Source organism: Streptomyces canarius (genome assembly GCF_014650735.1).
GTDB classification, from domain to species: Bacteria; Actinomycetota; Actinomycetes; order Streptomycetales; family Streptomycetaceae; genus Streptomyces; species Streptomyces olivaceoviridis.
In genome coordinates this window covers 42793-67380 of the sequence record NZ_BMVN01000038.1, presented here as the reverse complement: position 1 = coordinate 67380, position 24588 = coordinate 42793, and the positions used below count along the sequence as shown (strand labels likewise).

The following is a 24588-nucleotide window of genomic DNA, read 5'->3' as shown; positions in this document are numbered from 1 at the left end:
CTACAGCGGCGGAGATGGAGACGCATGCATAGAGGTCGCCGCCGCCCCCATCACCGTCCACGTACGGGATTCCAAGCAGCCCGGCGGCTCGCAGCTCGCGTTCACGCGGGCCGCCTGGGCCGGGTTCGTCGCCGAGACCAGGCGTAGCCGGATCAGCTGACCGGCTACGCCCCCGGCTTTCCGGCTCATCCCTCGTGGCGGGGGCCCTTGCCCGGCGGCGGGTCCAGCAGCGTCTGGTACGCGCTGCCGCTCTCACGGGCCTCCGCCATGCGGTCGTAGGCGTCGAGGATGAGGTCCCTGGTGCGGTAGGTGCCGCAGAGGGTCTCCTCCCTCTTCTTGACCGTGGGGAACGTCTCCATCACGTATTCCACGTCATCATGGCTGAGCCCGTACACATGGAACAGCGCGGCGTCCAGTTCCGCGCGCAGCAGCTCGCGGCGTTCCACGCTCCAGCGGAACGGGGCTCCTTCGTCCCCATGACTCCTGGCGAAGGACTCCATGTCCTTGGAGGTGTAGGACAGTTCCAACACTCGGAGTGTGATCCACTCCGCCAAATTCTCCACATCCGTAGTGCTGAACGGCAGGTCGGCATCCGGCATCGGAACAGGAAACTGCATGACGTAGCCGTAGGTCATCGATGTTCCGGCGACCTTCTGCCGTGCCACGTAGTCGAAGACGTATGAAGCCAGAATCCCGCTCAACGCCGCAGCTCCGGCCTGGACGAACATCAGCGGGAACTTGTGGCCAACGCCATGCGCGGGAAGAGGAGTACTGATCACCGTCCTGGTGTCCGTGGACCGGGCGACATCCCGCCACCCCATCAACCACCCGTTCCACCACTCTCGCTCAGCCAGCCGCGAAGCAACCCCCGGCCACATGATCGGGTTCAGCTTCTTGTCCCGCTTCCCCGAGTCCACGTCGAACTCCGGCACCCAGTAGCGCGGCATCGGCGCGAACTCCGGATCATCGTGCTGTTCCGGTGTCACCCGAGGCAGCGTCCCCACATTTGCCTGTGCCTGGGTCTGCCCCTCGTACGTACCGAGCCGGTGATCGAAGTGGTGGAGCATCTTCGCCTCGTACAGCGGCAGATAGCGCCGCCCGTCGGACGGGTGCGTGAAAATGTTGCCCTTCAGCTTCCAGCCCTCGTCCTCCAGCTCCGCCTTGCCGCGGAACAGGTGCGAGTCGTTGGACATGTCGAACATGCGCATGAAGCTCAGGCCCCACGGGTCCGTGCCGCCCTTCCCCTCCGCGTCCGGCTCCCGTCTGAGGACCGGGACCCGCCGGTAGATCCCCAGCGTGATCTCCGCGTCCCTGCGCGTACGGAACACCGGCAGCGTGCCGGTGTTGGGGTTGACCAGGAGGATCTCCTCGGGGGGCATCGCGAAGCGGCGCTCGGCGAGGTCATCCATGTACCGGGTGCCGAACGCGAAGGACGCCGAGTCCACCCGCTCGCCCCGGCCGGTGACGGTCAGCAGCGAGAACCGGACCGAGTGGTGCACGTCCCGGCTGAGGATGAACGCCTCGTTCTCGAAGTCCAGGAACGAGGCGAGCCGTGAGGTGCGCACCAGGTCGGAGAAGAACGGCGCGGTCGTCGCGTCGGTGGCGATGCCGGTCGGCAGGACGAGACCGAGACGCCCCGTAGGCGCGATGCCGAGCGAGGCGGCCTCGGCGAAGACCGCGTACGTGTTGACGTCACCGCGCCCGGCGAGCGGGAAGCGGCCCGAGCCACGCAGCAGGTGGCTGACGCCCTCGGAGAGGCGCCGCGCCGCGATGAACTCGGCGTGCAGGGCCCGGTCGGCCTCCTCCTCGCTGGTGGCCAGCGCGTCGATCAGGCGCTCGCGGGCCGCCTTGTTGGCGGCGTTCGCGACCGAGGCGTCACGGGTGGCGAAGAACTCCTGTTCCTGGAGCTTGACCCGCTCCCACGGCGGATTCCCCAGCACACAGCTGAACCCGCCCTTCCACCCGGTCCGCTCGTCCACCCCCGGCGCCTGCGGATCGGCCAGCACCCGGAACACCTCCGGGAACTCCAGGTGCCAGTGGAAGAAGTGGTACTCCGCGCGCAGCCGCGCCACCTTCTCCACCGTGCCCGCCGGCAGGCTCGCGCCCCCGTCCGCGGCGTGCAGGGCCAGCAGGGAGTCCGTGGTGAGCGCGGGCGGGAAGGCCTCGTCCGCCCGCCTGGACCCGTCGGTCCGCTCGGTCTTCTCCCAGACGAACGCCGCGCACCACGCGTCGGCGAGTTCCAGCGCCCGCAGGTAGTCCTTGGAGGTGGTGAGCTCGTGGTACGCGCGGGCCTGGTTCTGGACGTCCTCCATCTCCTCCGACGGTGCGGCCGTGATGTCCGACGTCTTCCTGGTGATCGCCGCGTTGGAGATGTCCAGCGCGTGCTGCTCCGAGAACAGGGCGTCCTGGCTCGCGTGGTGCCGCAGCGCCGCCAGCCACCGCTCCCGCTCGCTCGCGTTGCGGGCCTTCAGGTTCCTGACGGCCTTGGACTCGTCGCCCTCCAGGACCTTGAACGCCTCGTCCGGCAGACCACCCGCGAGGAGCTTGGGCGTCGTGCCGAGCAGTCCGTTGCCGTGCTTGATGTGCGCGTCGAGGAAGGTGAGTGGGCGGCCCGGCTTCATGGCCTCGATCCACAGGGAGACCTTGGCGAGTTCCACGGCCATCGGGTTGAGGTCGACGCCGTACACGCAGCGGGAGATGACCTCGCGCAGGGCGTCACGCACGGCCTCGGCGGCCGGCTCCGGATCGTCGGTCTCGATCTCCGCGAGCCGGCGGGCGATGCGGCGGGCCGCCGCGACCAGGAAGTGGCCGCTGCCGCAAGCCGGGTCACACACGGTCAGGGCGAGCAGCGCCGCCCTGCGCTCGTCCTTCGTCGTGCCCGAGCGGACGGCCCGCTCGATGACCGGGTCGAGGGCCGAGTCCAGGAGGCAGTCGATGAGCGGCGAGGGCGTGTAGTAGGAGCCGGAGGTCTTGCGGTCGTTGCCGTCCAGCTTCCGCAGGACGTAGGAGCCGTCGTCGTCCTGGCGGGGTTCGAGTTCGAGGAGCGACTCGTAGACCGAGCCGAGTTCGTCCGCGCCCAGGTGCCGGTAGTCGACCTTGCGGGGCCGGCCGAGCTTGGCGTCGAAGATGACGGCGAGGGCACGCACCGCCTCGTACAGGGACTCGTTGGTGAGGGCGAGACCGTCCAGCCTCCCATCCACGGGGGTGGGCTCGAAGAGGCCGCCGAGGGCGGGCAGCCCCAGTTCAGGCCGTCCGCCGGGCGCACCGAGGCCCTTGATGACGAGGGTGAGGGCCTCCCACTGGTCGCCGTGCGGGCTGCCGGTGCGGCGGGCGAGGCGGCGCAGGCGGTCCGTGGAGAAGTACTTCTCGTACCGGTCGCGTGCGGCTTCGTCGGCGTCCGGGTGGAGGAGCAGTCCGCGGTCCTCGGTGACGAAGAGGAAGAGCAGCCGGTAGACGAGCCGCAGCAGGGCAGGGTGGAGGTCGCGGACGGTGAGGGCGCGGGTGCGCAGGGCCTCGCGCAGCTCCGCGTTGTCGGGGTGGGCGATGAGCCCGGAGCCGATCACGCTGAGGGCCGTCTCGACACCCTTGCGAAGCTCCTTGAGAGCGCGGGTGCCGGAGTCGATGGCCTCGGTGCGCCACTTCTCCAGCGGGCAGGAGGCGACGGGGGCGCCCTCGAAGCGGGTGCGGTGCAGCAGGCGCCACAGGAGGACGAAGTCGTCGGAGCGTTTGCCCTCGAAGATCGCCTGGAGGTCGAACTCGATGAAAGCGGCGCCGGTGAGCGAGGCGGACTCGCGCAGCAGCCGCAGCTGGCGGCCGTTGGACAGGACACCCCACAGGGTCTTGTCGCCGGAGCGATTGAGGTACTCCTGAACCATGGACTGCGGGGCCTGCGGCGCCACGTGGGGGGTGCGGGTGTCCAGCGGGACGTTCCAGCCGGTGAGGTGCACGGGCACGTGCGCCCACGCGTGACTGACCGGGAAGTCCTTCGTCTCGTCGTGGGCGGGCAGGCCGGGCTCCGGCACGGCCGGCAGCGCGCCGAAGCCGAGCTGTTCGAACAGGGGCAGCAGCCAGCGTTCGACGGTGAGCCCCACCGCGTGCACACCGGGATCGTCGTCCGCTCCGTCGCGGGCAAGCGCGTCCTGGTAGGCGGCCCACACGCCGCGCAGATAGCCCCAGGAGCGCTCGGCGGCGTCCCGTACCGACTCGCCCTTGGCGAACAGCCGGTAGTCGGCGGGCTTCGCGCCGGACTGCTCCTTGCCCTCCTTGATACGGACGAGGAGGTCGTACGGCAGCAGTCCGCCGACCGTGGCGACGGTGTCGGTGACCAGCGTCCTGGCAGTGGTCATGCGTCGGCTCCCCGCTGAATCGTGGCGGCCGGGCGGTAGAGGAAGACACCGAGGACGTCCGGGTCGCCCTGCGGGACGGCCTTCAGACCGGCGAGGCGAGCACGGGCGGCGGTACGGACCCGGTGGTGCGATGCCTCCAGCTCCTTCGCGGCCGCCTCGGAGCGCAGCCGCAGTTCGTCCATCAGGCCGGTGTCGAGGGCGGCGAGGATCGACGCGATGTGGTCGGTGGCGAAGCCCGGGTCGGAGTTGCCGGTGGCGCGGGCCTCCAGGAGGGCCAGGGCCTCCTCCTCGGGCAGCCACTGCGGCGCCTCGGGCCTGCCGTGGAAGGCCACGACCCGCGCGTCCTCGGCGAGCTGGGTGCGCACGCCGCCGTCGCGGGTGGGCAGGCTCAGCTGGAAGCGGTGCCGTACGAGGAGCATCGTGGTGGGCCGCCGCACGGCACTGGTGCGGATCACACCGCAGCGGCGGGCCGGGCGCTGCCAGGCGGGGAACTTCTCGTCCAGGGCGGTGTCCAGGACGAAGCGGGCGGTCGCGGCCACCACCGGGTCGGTGCGGGTGAGCGCCACCTCCCCGCGCGGGGCGCTCGGCGCGTCGTGGAAGACGACCGGGCGCGGGTGGCGGGGGCCGAGCGCCGCGGTCACGGCGTCGCGCAGGCCCTGCGGAAGGGCGTCCGTGTGCGCGGTGAACCCGCCCTGCTTGCGGTCGGCCGGCATCCCGCGCAGCGCGCCGAGCGCGCGGCGGGTGAACTCCCTGACCTCCTCGCCGGTGCCGAGCGCGGCGCGGATCTCGGCGACCTCGGCGGCCACGTCCTCCTTCTTGATCCGGTTCTGGGCGTAGAGGGACCGGGAGGCCTTCTCGCGCTCGGCGGAGGATTCCCAGGCGAGCTCCAACTGCTCGGCGGCAGGCAGCTGTTCGCGCTCGAACAGCCCCTGCTGCTCGAAGGAGGGGGTCTCGCCGCGCAGGATCAGCTCCTCGAAGACCGCCTGCATGGCGCTCTCCGCCTGCTGCGGCACCGGGACGGAGATGCCGGTGGCGCGGCGGATGCGCTCGTGCTTGCGCAGCAGCACCTTCAGGACGATGTCGTCGACCGGGTTGTCCGCGCCGTACAGGGTGAGGGCCTTCACGGTGTCCGTCCGCTGCCCGAAACGGTCGACGCGGCCTTCGCGCTGTTCGTGGCGGGTCGGGTTCCAGGCCAGGTCGTAGTGGATGACGGCGTCGAACGACTCCTGGAGGTTGACGCCCTCGGACAGGCAGTCGGTGGCCACCAGGACGCGCCGCTCGGGGGCGGGCTCGCCGTTCTCGTCGGTTCCGGTGAGTTCGGCGATCCGGTTCAGGCGCATGTCGGGCGAGAGTTCGCCGGTGACGGAGGCGACCGCCACCGGATGCTCGGCGCCCCTCTTGTTGAACACCTTCTTCAGGTGGTCGGCGACGTAGTCGGACGTGGCGATGTAGCGGCAGAACACGATCGGCCGGTAGCCGGAGTCGAGGAGGTCGGTGACCGTCGCCACCAGCTTCTTCAGCTTGGTGTCGCGGGTGGGCCCGGCGAGCCTGGCCGCGGCCTCGGCCATGGCGACCAGGCGCGCCTTCTCGTCGGCGTCGAGCCCGTCGCTGCCGTCTCCGGCAGCCGCGGGTGGCGCGGTGGGCAGCAGGCTGCCCGGTACCTCGTCGGCGGACTCGGCGCTGTCGGTGTCGGCCGGGTCCGAGACGGTCGACTGCCCGGTGCGGTCCGCCTCGTCGGGGGTGTCCGCCTCCTGGACGCCGGCCCTGGTGTTCAGGGACCGTACGGCGGCAGCGGGCGAGGAGGACAGGGTGCGCAGCAGTGCCAGCGTCGACCACCAGCGCTGCCGCTGCTGGAGCGCACCGTCGGCGGAGCGCACCGTCTCGCGGGCGTACTCGAGGACCTCGGCGAGCAGGGCGCGGTAGTCGCGGTGCAGGGTGTAGGAGACCTCGGCACTGTCCCGGCTGGAGGGGAAGTGCGCGCCGTCCTGGAAGTCCTCACGGATGTCGGCGCGGCGGCGCTGGACGAAGAACTGGGCGAGCAGCTCACGGCCCGCGCGGGACTCGAAGCCGACGGAGGCGAGGCGGGCGTCGAGGAGCCCGAGCAGCCGCCGGAAGGGCTCCTCCTTGCCGCTGTGCGGGGTCGCGGTGACCAGGAGGAGATGGCGGTCGGGGGCGTCGGCGAGCGCGCGCAGCAGTCCGTAGCGTTGCTGCGAGGTGCGCGCCGAGACCTGCGCCGCGGAGTCCGCGACACAGGTGTGCGCCTCGTCGACGATCACCAGGTCGGGGCAGTTGCGCAGGAAGTCCTCGCGGTGGCGGGGCGACTTGATGAAGTCCGTCGACACGACGTAGGCGCCGTCCGGGCGGAACACCGACTGCCCGTACGGCGTCTCACGTTCGAGCCGGCCGATCGTGGCGGGCAGCACCAGGCGCGCGTCGACACCGAACTTGCCCCGCAGCTCGGCCCGCCACTGCTCGGCGAGCGCCGGGGAGCACAGCACGACCAGACCGCGCGCGTCGCCCTGCGCGAGCAATTCGGCCGCGATGAGGCCCGCCTCGACGGTCTTGCCGATGCCCACGTCATCGGCGATCAGCAGCCTCACCGTATCCTGGCGCAGCGCCATCATCAGCGGCACCAGCTGGTACGGACGCGGGTCCACGGCGATCGAGGCGAGGGACCGGAAGGGGCCGGCCCCGGCCCGGAAGCCGATCCGCAGGGCGGTGCGCAGCAGACCGGCGGTGTGCTGGTCACCGAGATCACCGGGTGTGGGCGGGGCGAACGTGGCGGGCACCACGGTCTCCAGGCCGGGCAGCACCCCCGCGACGTCGACGTCGGCGCCGCCCAGCGGGCGCAGCACGAGGAGGTCCTCGGTGGAGTCGGGCAGCACCACCCATTCACGGCCCCGGGCGTGGACGAGGGAGCCGACGGCGTACTTGGGTGCCGACGCGGCGGCGGTGGTCATACGGGCCTTCCGGTGGGTGCGGGTGGGCGGGGACGTGGGGTGCGTACGGAGCGGAGCGGTGGGCCGACGGGCCGCTGAACCCGTCGGCCGATCTGTCTGGAGAAGCAGGTCAGCCGCGGGGTTCGCCGAACACCTGAGGGTACTCGGCGACCTTCTTCGCCCAGTCGTCGTCGTAGCGGACGCGGACCACTTCCCAGCCGAAGTCCTTCAGCCGTTCCTCCGCCTCCTCGTCGCGCAGCACGATGTCGTCGTGGTCGTGGTGCGGGCCGTCGACGAAGACCGCGATCGGGCCGAAGCCGGTGTCGTACACGAAGTCCGGCTTGGACAGGGCCTCGCGCACCGTGATCTGCTGGTGGTCCGGGAGCCGGTGTCCGTGCGACCTCAGGTATTCGACGAAGCGCTCCTCCAGGCTGGAGTCGGCCCCCTGCCGCAGCGCGTCGGCGTGCTCGTCACGCGAGCGGCCCGGCGTGCTGGCGCCGACGGTGCCGTCCGCGAAGGCTTCCAGGAGTCCGCGTACCAGCTGCCGGTCGATGACGCGGTGGTGGCGCTGGTTTCCGAAGGAGAGCAGACAGTCGTAGCAACCCTTCTCGCACGAGTCGCCGTTGCTCTTCTCGTCTCCCCGGTCCCGGCCCAGCTGGTCGAAGTGGGCGATCTCCAGGGCCTTGCGCGCGGCGCGGGCCAGAGCGTCGGGCTCGGCCTGCAGACGCCGGAGGACACCCGCGCCGCCCTCGGCGCTCTCGATGAACAGCAGCCTCTCACGCGGCCCGTCGTACGGCGGCAGCTCCTCGGTGTCGAGTTCGGCGTCCTCCAGCTGAAACTCCGCCTCGATGCCACGCTCCAGCGCGTACTGGAGGGTGACGGCGGTGTCCCGGTCGACCGGCTCGGCCAACTGAAGGACGAGGATGTTCCGGGTGTCCTGGACATACGGGATCACCGGCATCTTGCGGTTCGCCTTCTCGGCGTCCGCGAGCCCCTCCTGCTCCTGGGGGGTCTCCCGGCCGCCCTTCTTGGCCGCGCCGCCCGCGAGCCACTCGCCCGTCACCGGGTCCATCCAGAAGCCGATCTCGCCCTTGGCGACGGAACGGCGGTAGCCGAGGTTGGTGAGCCGGACGGTGGCGCTGTCGCCGTACGCCAGCTCGGCGAGGGCGCGGCCGGACGCGGTCTGTGCCATGGCCCGCAGTGATCCGTCGCGGCCGTCCTCGTGCTTCTTGAAGCGGTAGGAGATCTCCACCTTGTAGCCGGTGCGCTGACGTTCCTCCTCATCGGAGGAGATCCGGTCGCGACGGTGCGTGAAGACGGTGTGCAGGTGCAGCAGACCGGTCCGCGCGTCACCGAGGCCGCTGCCGCAGCCTCCGCAGACGTCCTCGCGCTGCTCCTCCGGGGACAGATAGCCGCAGCGCCCGCAGACCTTCGCGCTCTCGGTGGTCAGCTCGCCCGCGGTGTCCGGCGGCAGCTGCACCCGGTCCACCTTGTAACGGCTGCCCTCGTGGTAGATCAGCGCGCCGGGCCCGAACTCCCGGATCGCGATGAACCTGGAGCGCTGGAGATAGTCGCCGTCGTAGCCGCCGCGGCTGGTACGGCCGGTACCCGGGATGTAGGCGGCGAGCGGCAACCGGGGGAAGGAGTAGCCCGGCAGGAACCCCTCGGAGGCGAAGTAGCGGTACGGGAAGAAGTCCGACATCACGGTCCGCTCGCCGCCCTGCTCGTTGCGCAGCAGCGCGAGCTGGCTCTCGGCCTGGGCGCGGCGGCGCTTGGCCTGGTCCTTGGAGCGGCCCGTGGTGGTGCGGTTGAGAATGTTGCGGTGCTGGATCTCACGCTCTTCGAGGGCCCGCCTGAAGAGGTTTCGCCAGCGTTCGCAGGCCCTGCGGAAGCTGCCCGGTGCGGCCTCGACGGTCTGCTCCAGCCACCGCTCGTGCCACCAGGACGTGCCACGCAGCAGGTCGCCACAGCCGTCCAGGACGGTACGGGCCCGCGCCAGGGCGCGCCGCCGGGCAGCCGGCTCGTCGATGGCTCCGGCCACCGACGACGCCAGTTCCAGCGAGGGGTGGTCACCGTCGGACTCGATCAGCCTGGCCATGCTGCTGCCGAGATCGAGCCGGGTCTCGGCGAGCCAGATCGCGTGCACGTGGGAGGCGAGCAGGTCCTCGTTGGCAAGGTCGAGCCGGGGCGGGGCGACGGCACCGGACACCATCTGTGCGCGCCGGGCGAAGTAGTACTGGTCGTGGCTGTTGCCGGTCGCGCAGTACGTGGTGACGAGCGCGGGCTGCCCACTGCGGCCGGCGCGGCCCGAGCGCTGCGCGTAGTTGGCGGGAGTCGGCGGCACGTTGCGCAGGTTGACCGCGTTCAGGCTCTTGATGTCGACGCCGAGTTCCATCGTCGGCGAGCAGTACAGGAGGGGGAGCCGGGTGCCCTCGCCGAACAGGTCCTCGCGTTCCTGGCGGACGTCGGGGTGGACCTGCGCGGTGTGCTCGGCGGCGTGCAGACCGGCGAAGGTGACGGCGATGTCCTGGTAGAGCCGCTTGAAGAAGGCGTTGACGCGGGGGCCGCGCTCGTCGCGGTAGGTGCGGCGCAGCCGGTCCACGGCGCCGTGGTCGTCGTCACGGGCGTGCCAGCGGATGACCGTGTGGTTGATCCGGTAGCCGGGCTCCTCGCCCCGCCCCTGGGAGACCTCGGTCAGGACCCCGCCGTCGGCCAGGACCCGGAGCAGGTCGCGGATGACATCCTGGGCCTCGTCCAGGGACAGTCCCTGTCCCCAGTCAGGGAAGGTGCCGCTCTTGCGGACGTGGCGGCCGAACGCGCCACGGCCGGTGAGGTTCAGCTCGCTGCGACCGCGCCCGGTACGGCCCGGGCGTCCGGCTCGGGCGACGGCGACACCGGCCGGAGGCGGCGCCGCCTCCGTGTCGGCGATCCCCCACGCGTCGTTCAGCCTGGCCGACTCCTTGCGCAGTTCGGCGAACTTGGCCTCGGTGAAGTAGGGCGTGTCCACGGCGCGCTGGCGACGCAGCTCGTCCATGAGGACCGTGGAGAGCCGATGGCGTACCTCGGGGGTGGCCGTGCGCAGCGGGCCCGCGGTCTCCCGCCACCGGTCCTCCTGGCCGGCGACCGCCTCCAGGCCCGCGTACTCCAGGCCGAGCAGCCCGGTCTGCTCCAGGTTGGGCATGGTGACGCGCCAGCCGCGTTCCAGATCGAGGAAGAGGCGGTACTCGGCGATCGCCGCCAGCGCTTCCAGCGTGCTCTCGGCCAGCTCCTCGATCTCGGTGGGCTTGGCGGCGTACTCGTGCGGGGAGAGCCCCATCGCCGCCACCACCTCTTCGCCGAGCCGCTTCCAGCGCAGCCCCTTGCCGCCGGCCGCGACCATGGCCCGGTAGAGGGCGCCGCGCAGCTGCGTCACCATGACGAAGTCGTTGAAGTGCCCCGACTGCAGGCTCGCGTCCTGCCGGTTGTCGACGAAGGTGAGCAACTTCCGTGCGTCCGACTTGAGTTCGCCCTCGGGGATGCTCTTGAGGTGACGCACGATCGAGGCACTGATGACGGAGGTGGCCGTCGAACGGCCCTCCTGGTCGAGGGTCATCAGCTTGGCGAAATCCCGCTCCTTGACCTGCTCGTATCCGACACCGCACTCCAGGCAGAACAGGAACGGGGCCGGCAGATACGCCGCGTAGACCCCCCCGTTCGCCTTTCCTCCGGCGGTGCCGTCCGGGCGCACCCACACCGGCTGCGGCGCCCGCTTCCTGCGGCTCGCGGTGAGCACCGGGGCACCCTTGCGCTCGTCGAAGGTGAGCCAGCTGTCGGGGAAGCGCCGCTGCTCGATGGCGTCGCCGACCTGTTCCGGCCACGGGTTGGCGGCCGAGATGTACAGATACCCCTGCTCGTCGTCCTCGTCCTCGCGCGTACGGAAGGCGATACTGCCGTCGCCGCCCTGATCGCGGGCGACCATCAGGTATTCCTGGCCGCATTCGCGGCAGAAGGACAGCGGCAGCAGCAGCTTCTCGGGGGCGTTCGGGACGCGCTGCTGGTAGGTGCGGGTGATGTGGCGGTCGACCTCTCCCTCCAGGGAGACGTAGACGGATCCGCCCTTGGACAGGAACTGGTGCAGCCTGAAGGCGAACAGCGGACGGCCGCCTTCCTCGCTGCGGACGGCCGCCCCGGCCTGGAGCGTGGCGCGGATGGCCTCCGCGCACGCCTCGTACCAGCGCTTCTCCGGATCGGTCTCCTCGATGCCGAACGCCTCGGAGCGCAGGCGCAGAGCGGCGGCCTCCACGGTGACCGGTTCGGCGCGGACCAGGAGCTTGCTGCCGTCCTCGTCCTCGGCCTCCACCAGGCCGAAGGTGGTCTCAATCCAGCGGGCCAGCGGATCTGCGGCCAGCCGCCCGTACTCGGCCGGCGGGTTGTTCTCCCGTACCCGCGTCGCGAGTTCGGACGGCGTTGGCGCGGCGTCCCCGGTCGCCCGCACCAGGGTCTCGCCTACGACCCGCTCCGGGGAGATCTCCGTGTCGAAGAGGGTGGAGGCGACCCGGGCGACCTCACGGCGGCGCGCGGCGGGTGTGCCGCCGGTGGCCATCGTCGCGGACGTACCCACGCACTGCAGGCCGGGTGACTCGCATGCCTCGCGTACGCGCCGCACCAGCACGGCGACGTCGGCGCCCTGCCGCCCCCGGTAGGTGTGCAGCTCGTCGAGGACGAGGAAGCGCAGCCCCTTGGCCGCCCCGATGAGCTTCTCGCGCTCCTTGGGCCGGGTGAGCATCAGCTCCAGCATCACGTAGTTGGTGAGCAGGATGTCGGGCTTGGCCTCGCGGATGGCCTCCTTCTCGTCCTCCTTCTCCTGACCGGTGTAGCGGGCATAGGTGACCGGCTCGTTCCCCTCGCCGTACCCGGCGGTGAGGAACTTCGCCAGCTCCCGCTCCTGGCTGTTGGCGAGGGCGTTCATGGGGTAGACGATGATCGCCTTGATGCCGGGCGCGGCGCCGGCCTCCTTCTCGCGGAGCACGCGGTGGACGATCGGCACGATGTAGCCGAGGCTCTTGCCGGAGCCGGTGCCGGTGGTCAAGACGTACGACTCCCCCGAGTCGGCCGCCTTGATCGCCTCCAGCTGGTGCCGGTGGAAGTGGATCGGGCGAACGGTGGCGCCCCGCTCGTCTTTGCCCGTCCGGAAGATGTCCGCACACGCCGGGTGGAGCAATCCTTCCGGCCGCGCGAGATCCTCGACCGAACCGCCGGGCGCGAAGCTCGGGTTGAGGGAGAGGTAGGGGTCGGGCCATTGGTCTCCGTCGGCGAGCGACTTCGATACCTTGGCGTCGATACGCCGGTCGTCGATCACCACCGACCCGGACGTGTACTCCTTGTAGTCCTGGATGAGCCGCTGGTGCACCTTGAAGACGTCCACGTGTTCCCCACTTGTTCCCGAGGCGGTCCGGAGCAACGGTAGCCACCCGTCGGCCGCGGTGCGCCACACTCCCCTTGATCGTACGTCGCACATCAGAGCACGTGATTGTGAACTCAGTCAATGGATAATTATCTCCAGTAGATGAGTTCACGAAACCAACGTGCTCATGCCACACTCTGTGTGAGGCGCCCGCCCGGCGGACGCGTCGGGACACGGAGACGGACGCGGACGGAGTCGCCCCGCACATGGACATCGGACCTGTGATCGCCAAGCGCTACCGGATCAAGCGAGAGATCGGATCCGGTGGCATGGGAGTCGTCTGGCTCGCCCACGACGAACACCTCGGCCGCGATGTCGCACTCAAGACCATGAACACGCCCCCGGGCCTGACGCAGGACCAGCGCACAAGGGACGCCGAGCGCTTCCGGCGCGAGGCCCGCGCCGCCGCACGCCTCGACCACACCGGCATCGCAACCGTCTACGACCTCGGCGAGGAACGGGGCACACGGTTCCTGGTCATGCAGTACGTGACCGGCATCGACCTTGAGGACCGGATCGCCGAACAGGAGCAGCTGAGCATCGAGGAGGCAGCTTCGATCGGGGTGCAGATCGCCTCGGTCCTCGCCTCCGTGCACGTTCGTGACGTCGTCCACCGAGATCTCAAGGGCCGTAACGTCATCATCCGTACCGATGGCGTGGTCAAAGTCCTCGACTTCGGTGTCGCCGCCTTCCTCGAACCCGGCACCGCCAGGCTCACCACCACAGGCGAGCGGCCGGGCAGCCTGGAGTGCATGGCGCCCGAACAGATTCTGGGCAAACCGATCGACCAGCGCACCGACCTGTACGCGCTCGGCTGCCTGCTCCACAAGATGCTCACCGGCGAGCCCGTCTTCGAGCACCGCTCGGAACTCATGCTCCCCGGCCTGATCCTCGACCACCCGCCGATCCCCCTGCGCGACCTGCGCCCCGATGCCCCCGAGGGCCTGGAAGCCCTCGTACTCGAACTTCTCGCCAAGACACCGGACGACCGCCCGCCCCACGCCGGCGAGGTCTGGCGACGGCTCGCCCCCTGGCTCCCCGAACGCGGCGACCCGGCGACCGCGCTCACCCCTTGGGCCGAGGTCGATCCACTGCGCCCCTTCCGGCACCCGATGGGGCCGGAAGCGCGTCCGGTCCGCTCCTGGGCGAGGAGGCCGCGGCCGGGCCAGCCGAGCTGAGAGGTTCTCCTGCCCGCGCCTGCCGCGCGATGGACACGCTCCCCACCCAGAGAGGGAGGACTGCGACCTTCCCTGAGTGGTTGCCGTGCCGTCGCGCGCCGCGAGGCTCTGATGCCGCCCCGTTTTCTTCTCCATCGAGGAGTGGCTCGGCAGGGGTCAGAACACGTACGCCTACTGCCAGGCTCTGGAGGACGTGGGGGCCCACGCTGGAGGCCGGAGCGGGACACCCGGCACTGGATCCGGTTGTGCCTGACCGCCCAGCAACGCCAGGCCAGCAGGCCCAGCGCCGTTTCGACGTGAGGTCGCGAGCTTGGACCCGCCTGGTCGAAGGCGTCTGGGCAACCGGCTTGGACGAACGGGTCGCCTACGCCCTGCTGCCCGCGTTCTCGGACGCGGAGGTCCGCCGCGCCGACCCAGCGACCAGCAAGCCATCCGCGACATCCGAGAGCTCGTCACCCGCGGATGGCTCGTCCCCCTGGCAAGGCCCGCGCCCGCCATTACGCTCCAGGGCCGCTCATGGACCCGGTCACCCAGCACATCCAGCACGCGCGACCGCGATCGCGACAAAGAATCTGCCCACCACCAACCGATCGAGGGCATCCTGAGGGAGACGCTGGTAGGCGGTGAGTGAGTACCGGACCGCCTTCCGAGCGTAAGCACACCCCCAGCTGGCGGATCTCCCTGGCGACGCGGGAGGTTCAGCTTCCTGCCAATGAAGGCAATAAAGGCCAGACCGACGCACCACTGGATGAGGTCAGAATCGACTTCGAGACCATCGACCGGACAATACCTTCACCACCTCCGCGATCAGTCGAGCTTCTCAAACGCCGGCCTTGGCGCGATAATGGGCGTGCGCTTTTCATTGATATTGAGCCATGTCGGAGCTTCCACCGACATGAGCTTTCGATCAACACTGATCAGATTCTGCTGCGCCGCTTCGTTCAGGGCGTCAAGTATGTCGACCACCTTCACCTTCCCATACTTCTCCAGTTGCGCCTGGATCTTCTGGGCCTTCGCGCTCGGCTTATAATAATAGGGGGCGCGATCATGCCTGCCAACCGTCAGAATCGCTTCAGCAACTGCCTCATACGCATCGTTGAACAAGCCCATGAAGCCGTCCGGGTCTGGCAGTGCAATCAGATGGAGACTTTTCCACCTCTGATACCCCGCCGAAAGGTCCAGGGCCTGCGGAACAATTGCCACTCGGAGCCCCTTGCCATCTTCGAGTTGATGCCAATTACTCTTGATAGTCGCGGCGGCAAACCGCGCCTTCTCCGTACTGCTCAGGAACAGGTCGGTCTTCCACACCTTCTTGATCCGTTCCCGCAGATCCGGTTCGGCGGCGACACCGCGAGCAGCGATCGGCACCCAGGATCCAAATGCGAACGGCCGACCCGACCCGTCAGGCAACAACACCGCATCGCCACTCGCATTGTTGACAACGGCCTCAGTGAACCCGAGATGGCGAGCACGCTCGTGCCCGAACATCAGGGACGTCGGTCTGTCCAAGTCGGCGAATGCCCTAGGACTCACCTTCCTGAGCGCTTCGCTAACCAGATCGGTAACGCGTGGTTCGCCGCCGACAATCGCCTCGTGAACGGCCCACTCAAACCCATCTCCGCGCGATCCCTTGTCGCGGTGGAGGCGAGCGAGCTTAGCGAGCTGCCGAAATGTTACCTCCACCCGATCACAATTGAGGTCTTCGAGGTCTGCTTGCGACAATTCATCAAAATGGGCCCTCAAAATTGATCGCGATACCGCGTAGAGAGCACGACCGTACTCATCAACTGGTTCGGCCTGACTCAAAAAGGTAACATCAGCCATTCAGCGACTCCCCATTTCGCCACACGAGAGGTTAAAGCTGGAACTCAGCCACAGCCGAGCGGTGCGTCGAACACAGGGTTCCCACTTGCGAAAAGCGAGGTTTGAATTGGGTTATCCCATCATGGAAGTGACGTCCCAGCACACCGGACACTCACTGATCAGTAGTGGTACCGGGCAGCGAGGATGACGATCTCCTTGTCCGCCACCAGATAGACGAGGCGGTGCTCGTCGTCGATCCGTCGCGACCAGGCCCCAGGCAGGTGATACTTCAGCGCCTCCGGCTTGCCGATGCCCGTGAAGGGATCACGCCTGACATCTTCGATGAGCTTGTTGATCCGAGCGAGCATCTTCCGGTCGTTCTTGAGCCAGGACGTGTAGTCCTCCCAGCCCTGATCCTCGAAGACAAGCCTCACCCGACACCCGCACCAGCATCCGACGGACCCAGATCGATCAACTCACGCTCCGACACGTTGATGTGGGACAAAGCGTTCTCGTATGCCTTGAGCAGCCGCCGGGCGTTCGCCGGCGAGCGCAACAGGTACGAGCCCTCGCGCAGCGCCGCATAGTCCTCGGCAGAGACGAGTACGGCGTTGCCGTGCTTCGAGACGATCTCAACGGCCTCGTGGTTCTCGTTGACCTTCTTGATCAGCGGAAACAGTTCCCTGCGGGCTTCACTCGCAGTTATAGACATGTCCCGACCTCTCCATCAAGTGGTACCCAATAACGTACCACTCTCGCACCATCGGGGGAGGGGCGATGACCGACGGGCGATCCGCCGCTCCAGCACGGAGAAGAAGAAGGAGCCGCTCCGGGGGGTGCCCCCCTTCTGGCCTGCGCCCGCCGCCCCCGCCTGGCGTCCCATCGACCTGGGACGCAACTCCTTCGAGGACTGGGCAGCCGAGGAATGCGCCTCGGGATGGCCCTCGGCCCACTTCGCCGAGATCATCAACGACCTGGCCGACCACGCCCAGGTGATCCTCTACGCCCAGTTCTGGCGGGTAGACGCCGACCGCACGTACGGCGTCTCCGGCACCGGCCTGGGCTGGGAACTCGACTGGAATGCGCTTGAGGCGTACCTGGTCGAAGACTCCCGTAGATCGCCTCCACGGCGACCCTCGCCACGACCACCTCTTGAACAACTCGCGGTCCGGGTCATTCGCGTGGTACCCCGATCCACCGTTCACGGCGCCCGATCAGCCGCTGACCATACGTCAGAATATCCAGTACGGAATCGACGAAGGGGCCGGCCCTCAAGAGTCCAGCCCCTCCTGACCTACGTGTTTGCCACGTCAGCGACGTGTCGTTGTTCCATCCGCTCAGACGTTGAACCTGAACTCCACCACATCCCCGTCCCGCATCACATAGTCCTTGCCCTCCATCCGGGCCTTGCCCTTGGCGCGGGCCTCGGTGACCGAGCCGGTCTCGACCAGGTCGTCGAAGGAGATGACCTCGGCCTTGATGAAGCCCTTCTGGAAGTCGGTGTGGATGACACCGGCCGCCTCGGGGGCCGTCGCGCCCTTCTTGATGGTCCAGGCGCGGGACTCCTTGGGTCCGGCGGTCAGGTACGTCTGCAAGCCCAGGGTGTCGAAGCCGACGCGGGCGAGGGTGGCGAGGCCGGGCTCGTCCTGGCCGACGGACTGGAGGAGCTCCAGGGCCTCCTCCTCGTCCAGCTCGGCGAGGTCGGCCTCCAGCTTGGCGTTGAGGAAGATCGCCTCGGCGGGGGCGACCAGGGCGCGCTGCTCGTTCTTGAAGTCCTCGTCCACCAGCTCGTCCTCGTCCACGTTGAAGACGTAGAGGAAGGGCTTGGTGGTGAGCAGGTGCAGGTCGTGCAGGAGCTCGGCCCGCTCGCTGCCCTGGACGATGCCGTGCGCGAAGAGCGTGTCGCCCTTCTCCAGGATCTCCTTGGCCTCCTCGACGGCCTTGACCTTGGGCGCGATGTCCTTCTTGATCCGCGACTCCTTCTGGAGCCGGGGCAGGACCTTCTCGATGGTCTGGAGGTCGGCGAGGATCAGCTCGGTGTTGATCGTCTCGATGTCGTCCTTCGGCGAGACCTTGCCGTCGACGTGGACGACGTTCTCGTCCTTGAAGGCACGGATGACCTGGCAGATCGCGTCGGACTCGCGGATGTTCGCGAGGAACTTGTTGCCCAGGCCCTCGCCCTCGGAGGCACCGCGCACGATGCCGGCGATGTCGACGAAGTCGACCGTGGCCGGAAGGATGCGCTCCGACTTGAAGATCGAGGCGAGCCGGGCGAGGCGGCCGTCGGGCACGCCGACGACGCCGACGTTCGGCTCGATCGTGGCGAACGGGTAGTTGGCCGCCAGCACGTCGTTCTTGGTCAGGGCGTTGAACAGGGTCGACTTGCCGACATTGGGCAGGCCGACGATTCCGATCGTGAGCGACACGTTGCGACTTCCCGTAGTTGAGTGGGCCAGGGGCTGCCAGGGGCCAGAGACCGACACTGGCCGATCCACCAGTTTACGGCGTCCCGCGCGCCCGCCTCACGACAGCGGTGATCGCCCGGCCAAGCTCTGGCCATCGGCGTGTCTCACGGCCGATTCGGCACATAAACAGACCTAGGTTGGTCCCTGTGGAGCAATACGGATCGCGACCCCCGAACGACGGACCGCGACGCGGCACGCCCCCGTCGGCCCCGCTGCCGGCCCAGGGACGGCGCCGGGCGGACGGCGAGCACGGGCCCGGCGGCGGACCCGCGCTCGGCGGCGTCCGGCGTGGGCCCCGTGGTGCGCGCCGGCCCGCGCCGGGTGGCGCACCGGCCGCGCGGCCGGTGCGGGAAGCACGGCCCGCTGCGGGGGGCGGGCGGCTGCCCAACCCGCGGCTGACCGGGCTCGGCACCGGTCTGTTCTGCCTCGCGGCCATGTTCCTGCTCGGCTGGCTGGACCAGCTGCTGTTCGGCGCCTCCCCGACGGTCTACGGCGTGCTGTTCCTGCCGGTGTGTGTGCTGACCGCGCTGTGGGTGCGCGACGGGGACGTGCTGACCGCGCCCGTCGTCGTACCGATCGCATTCACCGTCGGGCTGCTGCCGGTCGCGGAGGGCGGCGGGGGGCTGCTCGGGCGCCTGATGGGGCTGGTCACCGGGCTCGCCACCCAGGCGGGCTGGCTGTACACGGGGACACTCGCCGCCGGGGTGATCGTGCTCGTCCGCCGGGTGCGGTGGGTACGACGGCGCCGGCGACGGAGCTGACGCCGCCGGCCCCGCCCCGGGACGGCGCACCTAGGCGCGCTGGGCCGCTCTCATCGCCGCGCCCACGATCCCCGCGTTGTTCTCCAGCTGGGCGGGCACGATCTCGGCCTTGACGCCCTCGATGAGGTGCAGGAACTTGTTCGCCTTGCGGCTGACCCCGCCGCCGATGATGAACAGCTCCGGCGAGAACAGCATCTCCACGTGGGCCAGGTACTTCTGGACGCGGTGCGCCCACTGCTCCCAGCTGAGGTCGTGGTCCTCCTTGGCCTTGCTGGAGGCGCGCTTCTCGGCGTCGTGGCCGTCCAGCTCCAGGTGGCCCAGCTCGCTGTTGGGGAGCAGGACGCCGTCCACGAAGACGGCGCTTCCGATGCCCGTGCCGAAGGTGAGCAGGATGACGGTGCCCTTGCGGCCCCGGCCGGCGCCGAACTCCATCTCGGCGACGCCCGCCGCGTCCGCGTCGTTGACCACGGTCACCGGCAGGCCGCCGAGCCGGCCGCTGAACAACGCGCGCGCGTCCGTGTCGATCCAGCTCTTGTCGACGTTCGCCGCCGTACGGACCGTGGCGCCGCCGGTGACCACGCCGGGGAAGGTCAGGCCGACCGGGCCCGTCCACCCGAAGTGGTCCACCACCTGTCTGACCCCGTCCGCCACGCCGTCGGGCGTCGCCGGGTGCGGGGTGAGCACCTTGCAGCGCTCCTGGGCCAGGTCGCCCCGGTCCAGATCCACTGGGGCGCCCTTGATGCCGGATCCGCCGATGTCCACGCCGAAGATCTGCATGGCACCACGTTACGACGGACCACTGACGGTCACGCCACGGAGGTGCCGCTCCCGCCGCGCTCGGCGACCAGCGCCGCCGCCTCTTCGCGCAGGTCGCGGCGGAGTTCCTTGGGCAGCGAGAAGGTGATCGACTCCTCGGCGGCCTTGACGATCTCCACGTCGCCGTAGCCGCGCTCGGCGAGCCACTGGAGTACCTGCTCGACCAGGACGTCGGGCACGGAGGCGCCGGAGGTGACGCCGACGGTCGTCACGCCCTCCAGCCATGCCTCGTCGATCTCGTCGGCGAAGTCCACCAGGTAGGCCTCGCGGGCGCCGGCGAGCTTGGCGACCTCGACCAGCCGCTTGGAGTTGGAGGAGTTGCGCGAGCCGACGACGATGACCAGTTCGGCGTCGGCGCCCATCTGCTTCACGGCGAGCTGCCGGTTCTGCGTGGCGTAGCAGATGTCGTCGCTGGGCGGGGAGACGAGCCCGGGGAACTTCGTCTTCAGGGCGTCGACGGTCTCCATGGTCTCGTCCACGGAGAGGGTGGTCTGGGAGAGCCAGACGACCTTGGACGGGTCGCGGACCTCGACCTTGGCGACGTCCTCGGGGCCGTCGACGAGCTGGATGTGGTCGGGGGCCTCGCCGGAGGTGCCGATGACCTCCTCGTGGCCCTCGTGGCCGATCAGGAGGATGTCGTAGTCCTCCTTGGCGTACCGGACGGCTTCCTTGTGGACCTTGGTGACGAGGGGGCAGGTGGCGTCGATGGTGGCGAGCCGGCCCTGGCGGGCCTCCTCGTGCACGACGGGGGCGACGCCGTGCGCGGAGAACATGACGATGCTGCCGGGCGGCACCTCCTCCGTGCGCTCGACGAAGATCGCGCCCTTCTTCTCCAGGGTCTGCACGACGTACTTGTTGTGGACGATCTCGTGCCGGACGTAGATCGGGGCCCCGTACTGTTCCAGGGCCTTCTCGACGGCGATCACGGCGCGGTCCACGCCGGCGCAGTAGCCCCGGGGGGCGGCGAGCAGGACACGGCGGCCAGAGGAAGCGGTCATGGGTCCCATCGTAAGGCCGGGTCCGGGGCGCCGAGATCGCGTGCCCAGGGCCGCGCGGGGGAAGACTGGTGCGTATGTCCGACACCGGAACGACAGCCTCCACGACCGACGCGCACCAGCGGTTGCGGCGCAGCCTCGGCTTCCGGGACCTCGTGGTCTACGGGCTGCTGTTCATCGCGCCGATGGCACCGGTCGGGGTGTTCGGCACGCTCGACGCGACGTCGCACGGTGCGGTGGCGCTGGTGTACGTGGTGGCCACGGTCGCCATGGCGTTCACCGCTTTCAGCTACGCGCAGATGGTGCGGGTCGTACCGCGGGCCGGGTCGGTCTTCGCCTACGCGCGCGCGGGGCTCGGGAGGGGGGCCGGGTTCGTCGCGGGCTGGATGGCGATGCTCGACTACGTGCTCATCCCCGCGGTGGCCTACCTCTTCTCCGGCATCGCGATGAACGCGCTGGTCCCCGAGGTGTCCCGGTGGGTGTGGACGGCGCTGGCCGTGGTCGTCACCACGCTCCTCAACCTGTGGGGCGTACGGGCCGCCGCGCGCGTGGGCTTCCTCGTCCTGGCCCTGGAGATCGTGGTCCTGCTGGTGTTCGTGGTGTCGGCGGTCGTGGTGCTGGCGCGGGACGGGGCACAGCGGGGGGTGCTGTCGCCGCTGACCGGGGACGGCACGCAGGGCGCGTTCGCGCTGTCGGCGGTGATCGGCGCGGTGTCCGTGGCGGTCCTGTCCTACCTGGGTTTCGACGCGATCGCCACGTTCGCCGAGGAGGTCACCGGGGGCTCCGCGAAGGTGGCGCGGGCACTGCTGTTCTGCCTGGCGCTGGCCGGGGTGCTGTTCGTGGCGCAGACGTATCTGGTCGCGCTGCTGGAGCCGACGACGTCCGCGCGGCTCGCACGGGATCCCGGGGCACAGGGTTCGGCCTTCTACGACGCGGTGGACTCCGCCGTCGGGACGTGGCTGCACGATCTGGTGGCCGCGAGCAAGGCGATCGGGGCGGCGTTCGCAGCGCTCGCCGGGCAGGCGGCGGCCGGGCGGCTGCTGTTCGCGATGGGCCGCGACCGGAGGCTGCCGCGGGCCCTGTCCCGCACGGACGGCGGTGTGCCGCGGGTGGCTCTGCTGTGCGCGGCGGTGATCACGCTGGTCGCGGCCGGGTGGGCGGCGCGGCGGGACGACGGCCTGGACAAGCTGGTGTCGGTGGTGGACATCGGGGCCCTGTCCGCGTTCACGCTGCTGCACGCGAGCGTGGTGGGGTATTTCGTGGTGCGGCTCGGGCGGTGGAGCTGGTGGCGGCACGTGCTGGTCCCGGTGCTCGGCGCGGCGATCACGGTGGCGGTCATCGCGGAGGCGGCGGGGCCGGCGCAGCTCGTCGGTGCCGCTTGGCTGGCGACCGGCTTGCTGGTGCTGGTGGGTCAGCGGGGGCGGCGGGAGCCGTCGATCGGCTGACCGGCGCAGCGCCCCGGGGGTGCGGGGAACCGCGCGATCGGCCGTGACGGCAGTCGCAGCCGGAAACGGTCCGCGGTCCTACCGCGCGGCGCGTAGCCCTACGGCGCGTAGCCGGACTGTCGGTGGCGACCACTACGCTCGACGCCATGGCTGTGAACACCTCTCCCGACACCCCGCTCCCCGTGGGCGAGGTCTCCCGGCTGATCGGCGGCTGGATCGACCGGCTCGGCGCGGTGTGGGTCGAGGGGCAGATCACGCAGCTGTCCCGCCGTCCCGGCGCCGGCGTCGTGTTCCTGACGCTGCGCGACCCGTCGTACGACATCTCCGTGAGCGTCACCTGCTACCGCCAGGTCTTCGACGCGGTCGCGGACGTCGTGGGCGAGGGCGCCCGGGTCGTCGTCCTGGCGAAGCCCGAGTGGTACGCCCCCCGCGGCCAGCTCTCCCTGCGCGCCGCCGAGATAAGGCCGGTCGGTGTCGGCGAGCTGCTGGCCCGGCTGGAGCAGCTGAAGAAGGCCCTCGCGGCCGAGGGCCTGTTCGCGCCGGAGCGGAAGAAGCCGCTGCCGTTCCTGCCGCAGCTCATCGGGCTGGTGTGCGGCCGGGCCTCCGCCGCGGAGCGGGACGTGCTGGAGAACGCCCGGCACCGCTGGCCCGCCGTCCGCTTCGAGGTGCGCAACGTCCCGGTGCAGGGCGTGCACGCGGTCCCGCAGGTCGTGCAGGCCGTGAAGGAGCTCGACGCGATCGACGAGGTGGACGTGATCATCGTCGCGCGCGGCGGCGGCAGCGTGGAGGACCTGCTGCCCTTCTCCGACGAGCAGCTGGTGCGGGCCGTGGCCGAGTGCCGTACGCCCGTGGTCTCCGCGATCGGGCACGAGCCGGACAATCCGCTGCTGGACCATGTCGCCGACCTGCGCGCCTCCACGCCGACCGACGCGGCGAAGAAGGTCGTGCCGGACGTCGGCGAGGAGCTGGAGCGGGTGCGGATGCTGCGGGACCGGGCGCGGCGCTGCGCGAACGCGTATCTGGACCGGGAGGAGCGGGGGCTGGCGCACGCGCTGGCCCGGCCCTCGATGGAGGATCCGCACCGGATGATCGACGAGCGGGCCGACCATGTGGCCGCGCTGCTCGACCGGGGCCGGCGGACCCTGGGGCACCTGCTGGACCGCGCGGAATCGGAGCTGACGCACACGCACGCGCGCGTGGTGGCCCTCTCCCCCGCGGCGACGCTCCGGCGCGGTTACGCGGTGTTGCAACGGGCGGACGGGCACGTGGTGCGCGATCCGGCCGAGGTGACGGCGGGCGAGGCGCTGCGTGCCCGTGTCGCCGAGGGTGAATTCACAGTGAAGGTGGGCGAATGACGAGCAAGGTGGACGAGGCGCTGTCGTACGAGCAGGCGCGTGACGAGCTGGTCGAGGTCGTACGGCGGCTGGAGGCGGGCGGTACGTCGCTGGAGGAGTCCCTGGCGCTGTGGGAGCGCGGCGAGGAGCTGGCCAAGGTGTGCCGGCGCTGGCTGGCGGGGGCCCGGGCCCGGCTGGACGCGGCGCTGGCCGAGGAGGAGGAAGGGGGAGCGGAGGGGGACGGCGAGTAGGGGTGCGGGGCCGGGGTGTGAAGCGAGTCACCGCACCCCCGATTTAGTTGAAGGTTAAACCTCACTTGTCGTAGGGTCGGTGACGTCAGCCGGTCCGGCACCCCGGGCCGGACGCGCCCCCGAGGAAAGTCACCATGTCTCTCGTTCTTGACCCCGCCGCCCAGGACCTGCTGTTCCGCGAGGCTCGTACCGCGAACACCTTCACCGACGAGCCGGTGACCGAGGAGCAGGTGCAGGCGATCTACGACCTGGTCAAGTACGGCCCCACCGCCTTCAACCAGACCCCGCTGCGCATCACCCTGGTCCGCTCGGCCGAGGCCCGTGAGCGCCTGGTGCAGCACATGGCCGAGGGCAACCGGGCCAAGACCGCCGCCGCCCCGCTGGTCGCGATCCTCTCCGCGGACAACGAGTTCCACGAGGAGCTGCCGGCCCTGTTCCCGGCCTTCCCGCAGGCCAAGGACGTCTTCTTCGCCGAGCGCCCGGCCCGCGAGGGCTCCGCCACGCTGAACGCCGCGCTCCAGGCCGCCTACTTCATCGTCGGCGTCCGCGCCGCCGGTCTCGCCGCCGGCCCGATGACCGGCTTCGACCACGAGGGCCTCCGCAAGGAGTTCCTGGACGACGACCACACCCCGCTGATGGTCGTCAACATCGGCAAGCCGGGCCCGGACGCCTGGTACCCGCGCTCCCCGCGCCTGGCCTACGAGGACGTCGTCACGACCGTCTGAGCCGCGCGGGCACGGCAAGAGCCCCCGCGAGCACGCGAAGAGGCCCCCAGCACCGCCGGGGGCCTCTTCGCGTGTCCTCGCGTGCGC

The 24588-nt window shown here is 70.0% G+C and carries 15 protein-coding genes and 1 pseudogene; 7 read left to right on the top strand and 9 right to left on the bottom strand.

Features of this window, described 5'->3' with window-relative positions; all coding sequences use genetic code 11:
* Position 1: 1 nt before the first annotated feature.
* Positions 2-160 (top strand): annotated as a pseudogene (locus IE294_RS35650) (DUF397 domain-containing protein); the annotation flags it as partial.
* 25 nt (positions 161-185) lie between these two features.
* On the opposite strand, the gene IE294_RS35645 reads toward IE294_RS35650, so the two are convergent.
* The 3 genes from IE294_RS35645 to IE294_RS35635 all read right to left on the bottom strand — a co-directional run bounded on the left by IE294_RS35645 (position 186) and on the right by IE294_RS35635 (position 12689).
* Entirely contained in the window at positions 186-4346 is a 4161-nt protein-coding gene (locus tag IE294_RS35645; RefSeq protein WP_189893123.1) for an Eco57I restriction-modification methylase domain-containing protein, read from the bottom strand.
* Entirely contained in the window at positions 4343-7306 is a 2964-nt protein-coding gene (locus IE294_RS35640; protein ID WP_189893121.1) for a DUF8741 domain-containing protein, read from the bottom strand. Before IE294_RS35640 ends, IE294_RS35645 begins: the two co-directional genes overlap by 4 nt.
* 109 nt (positions 7307-7415) lie before the next feature.
* Complete coding sequence (locus IE294_RS35635) at positions 7416-12689, bottom strand: DEAD/DEAH box helicase (RefSeq protein ID WP_189893119.1); 5274 nt, start codon at positions 12687-12689, stop codon at positions 7416-7418.
* A gap of 245 nt (positions 12690-12934) precedes the next feature.
* On the opposite strand from IE294_RS35635, the gene IE294_RS35630 reads away from it, so the two are divergent.
* On the top strand, positions 12935-13906 hold the full coding sequence (locus IE294_RS35630; RefSeq protein WP_189893117.1) for a serine/threonine-protein kinase: 972 nt from the start codon (positions 12935-12937) through the stop codon (positions 13904-13906).
* An 807-nt stretch (positions 13907-14713) separates the two neighbouring features.
* On the opposite strand, the gene IE294_RS35625 is transcribed toward IE294_RS35630, so the two are convergent.
* The 4 genes from IE294_RS35625 to ychF form a co-directional block, all read right to left on the bottom strand.
* Positions 14714-15730 (bottom strand): hypothetical protein, encoded by a 1017-nt coding sequence (locus IE294_RS35625; RefSeq protein WP_189893115.1) that lies wholly within the window; start codon positions 15728-15730, stop codon positions 14714-14716.
* Positions 15731-15888: 158 nt separating this feature from the next.
* Positions 15889-16143 (bottom strand): Txe/YoeB family addiction module toxin, encoded by a 255-nt coding sequence (locus IE294_RS35620; RefSeq protein WP_189893113.1) that lies wholly within the window; start codon positions 16141-16143, stop codon positions 15889-15891.
* On the bottom strand, positions 16140-16421 hold the full coding sequence (locus IE294_RS35615; protein WP_189893111.1) for a type II toxin-antitoxin system Phd/YefM family antitoxin: 282 nt from the start codon (positions 16419-16421) through the stop codon (positions 16140-16142). The genes IE294_RS35620 and IE294_RS35615 overlap by 4 nt, the downstream gene beginning before the upstream one ends.
* Positions 16422-17046: 625 nt before the next feature.
* Complete coding sequence (ychF, locus tag IE294_RS35610; protein WP_189893109.1) at positions 17047-18135, bottom strand: redox-regulated ATPase YchF; 1089 nt, start codon at positions 18133-18135, stop codon at positions 17047-17049.
* 383 nt (positions 18136-18518) lie between these two features.
* Between ychF and IE294_RS35605 the strand changes: the two genes are divergently transcribed.
* Entirely contained in the window at positions 18519-18935 is a 417-nt protein-coding gene (locus IE294_RS35605; RefSeq protein WP_373315901.1) for a DUF6542 domain-containing protein, read from the top strand.
* Between the two features lie 30 nt (positions 18936-18965).
* Here the strand turns inward: IE294_RS35605 and ppgK are convergent, their stop codons facing one another.
* Together ppgK and IE294_RS35595 are read right to left on the bottom strand one after the other, a co-directional pair.
* Positions 18966-19712 (bottom strand): polyphosphate--glucose phosphotransferase, encoded by a 747-nt coding sequence (ppgK, locus tag IE294_RS35600; protein WP_189893105.1) that lies wholly within the window; start codon positions 19710-19712, stop codon positions 18966-18968.
* A 29-nt stretch (positions 19713-19741) separates the two neighbouring features.
* Positions 19742-20758 (bottom strand): 4-hydroxy-3-methylbut-2-enyl diphosphate reductase, encoded by a 1017-nt coding sequence (locus tag IE294_RS35595; RefSeq protein WP_189893103.1) that lies wholly within the window; start codon positions 20756-20758, stop codon positions 19742-19744.
* Positions 20759-20823: 65 nt separating this feature from the next.
* Here IE294_RS35595 and IE294_RS35590 point away from each other — a divergent pair, with 65 nt between their 5' ends.
* From IE294_RS35590 to IE294_RS35575, 4 genes are all read left to right on the top strand, one after another.
* Positions 20824-22191 (top strand): APC family permease, encoded by a 1368-nt coding sequence (locus tag IE294_RS35590; RefSeq protein ID WP_189893101.1) that lies wholly within the window; start codon positions 20824-20826, stop codon positions 22189-22191.
* Between the two features lie 146 nt (positions 22192-22337).
* Positions 22338-23546: an exodeoxyribonuclease VII large subunit gene (xseA, locus tag IE294_RS35585; RefSeq protein WP_189893099.1), complete on the top strand. Its 1209-nt coding sequence runs from the start codon at positions 22338-22340 to the stop codon at positions 23544-23546.
* Complete coding sequence (locus tag IE294_RS35580) at positions 23543-23776, top strand: exodeoxyribonuclease VII small subunit (RefSeq protein WP_189893097.1); 234 nt, start codon at positions 23543-23545, stop codon at positions 23774-23776. The genes xseA and IE294_RS35580 overlap by 4 nt, the downstream gene beginning before the upstream one ends.
* Before the next feature lie 134 nt (positions 23777-23910).
* The gene (locus tag IE294_RS35575; protein ID WP_189893096.1) at positions 23911-24501 is read left to right on the top strand and encodes a malonic semialdehyde reductase; all 591 of its coding nucleotides are present in this window, start codon (positions 23911-23913) and stop codon (positions 24499-24501) included.
* Positions 24502-24588 lie beyond the last annotated feature (87 nt).

What these genes read in the sequence shown, in the direction of transcription:
- IE294_RS35645 (WP_189893123.1), bottom strand. Translation starts at nt 4,346, where the DNA reads ATGACCACTGCCAGGACGCTGGTCACCGACACCGTCGCCACGGTCGGC.
- IE294_RS35640 (WP_189893121.1), bottom strand. Translation starts at nt 7,306, where the DNA reads ATGACCACCGCCGCCGCGTCGGCACCCAAGTACGCCGTCGGCTCCCTC.
- IE294_RS35630 (WP_189893117.1), top strand. Translation starts at nt 12,935, where the DNA reads ATGGACATCGGACCTGTGATCGCCAAGCGCTACCGGATCAAGCGAGAG.
- IE294_RS35625 (WP_189893115.1), bottom strand. Translation starts at nt 15,730, where the DNA reads ATGGCTGATGTTACCTTTTTGAGTCAGGCCGAACCAGTTGATGAGTAC.
- IE294_RS35615 (WP_189893111.1), bottom strand. Translation starts at nt 16,421, where the DNA reads ATGTCTATAACTGCGAGTGAAGCCCGCAGGGAACTGTTTCCGCTGATC.
- ppgK (WP_189893105.1), bottom strand. Translation starts at nt 19,712, where the DNA reads ATGCAGATCTTCGGCGTGGACATCGGCGGATCCGGCATCAAGGGCGCC.
- IE294_RS35595 (WP_189893103.1), bottom strand. Translation starts at nt 20,758, where the DNA reads ATGGGACCCATGACCGCTTCCTCTGGCCGCCGTGTCCTGCTCGCCGCC.
- IE294_RS35590 (WP_189893101.1), top strand. Translation starts at nt 20,824, where the DNA reads ATGTCCGACACCGGAACGACAGCCTCCACGACCGACGCGCACCAGCGG.
- xseA (WP_189893099.1), top strand. Translation starts at nt 22,338, where the DNA reads ATGGCTGTGAACACCTCTCCCGACACCCCGCTCCCCGTGGGCGAGGTC.
- IE294_RS35580 (WP_189893097.1), top strand. Translation starts at nt 23,543, where the DNA reads ATGACGAGCAAGGTGGACGAGGCGCTGTCGTACGAGCAGGCGCGTGAC.
- IE294_RS35575 (WP_189893096.1), top strand. Translation starts at nt 23,911, where the DNA reads ATGTCTCTCGTTCTTGACCCCGCCGCCCAGGACCTGCTGTTCCGCGAG.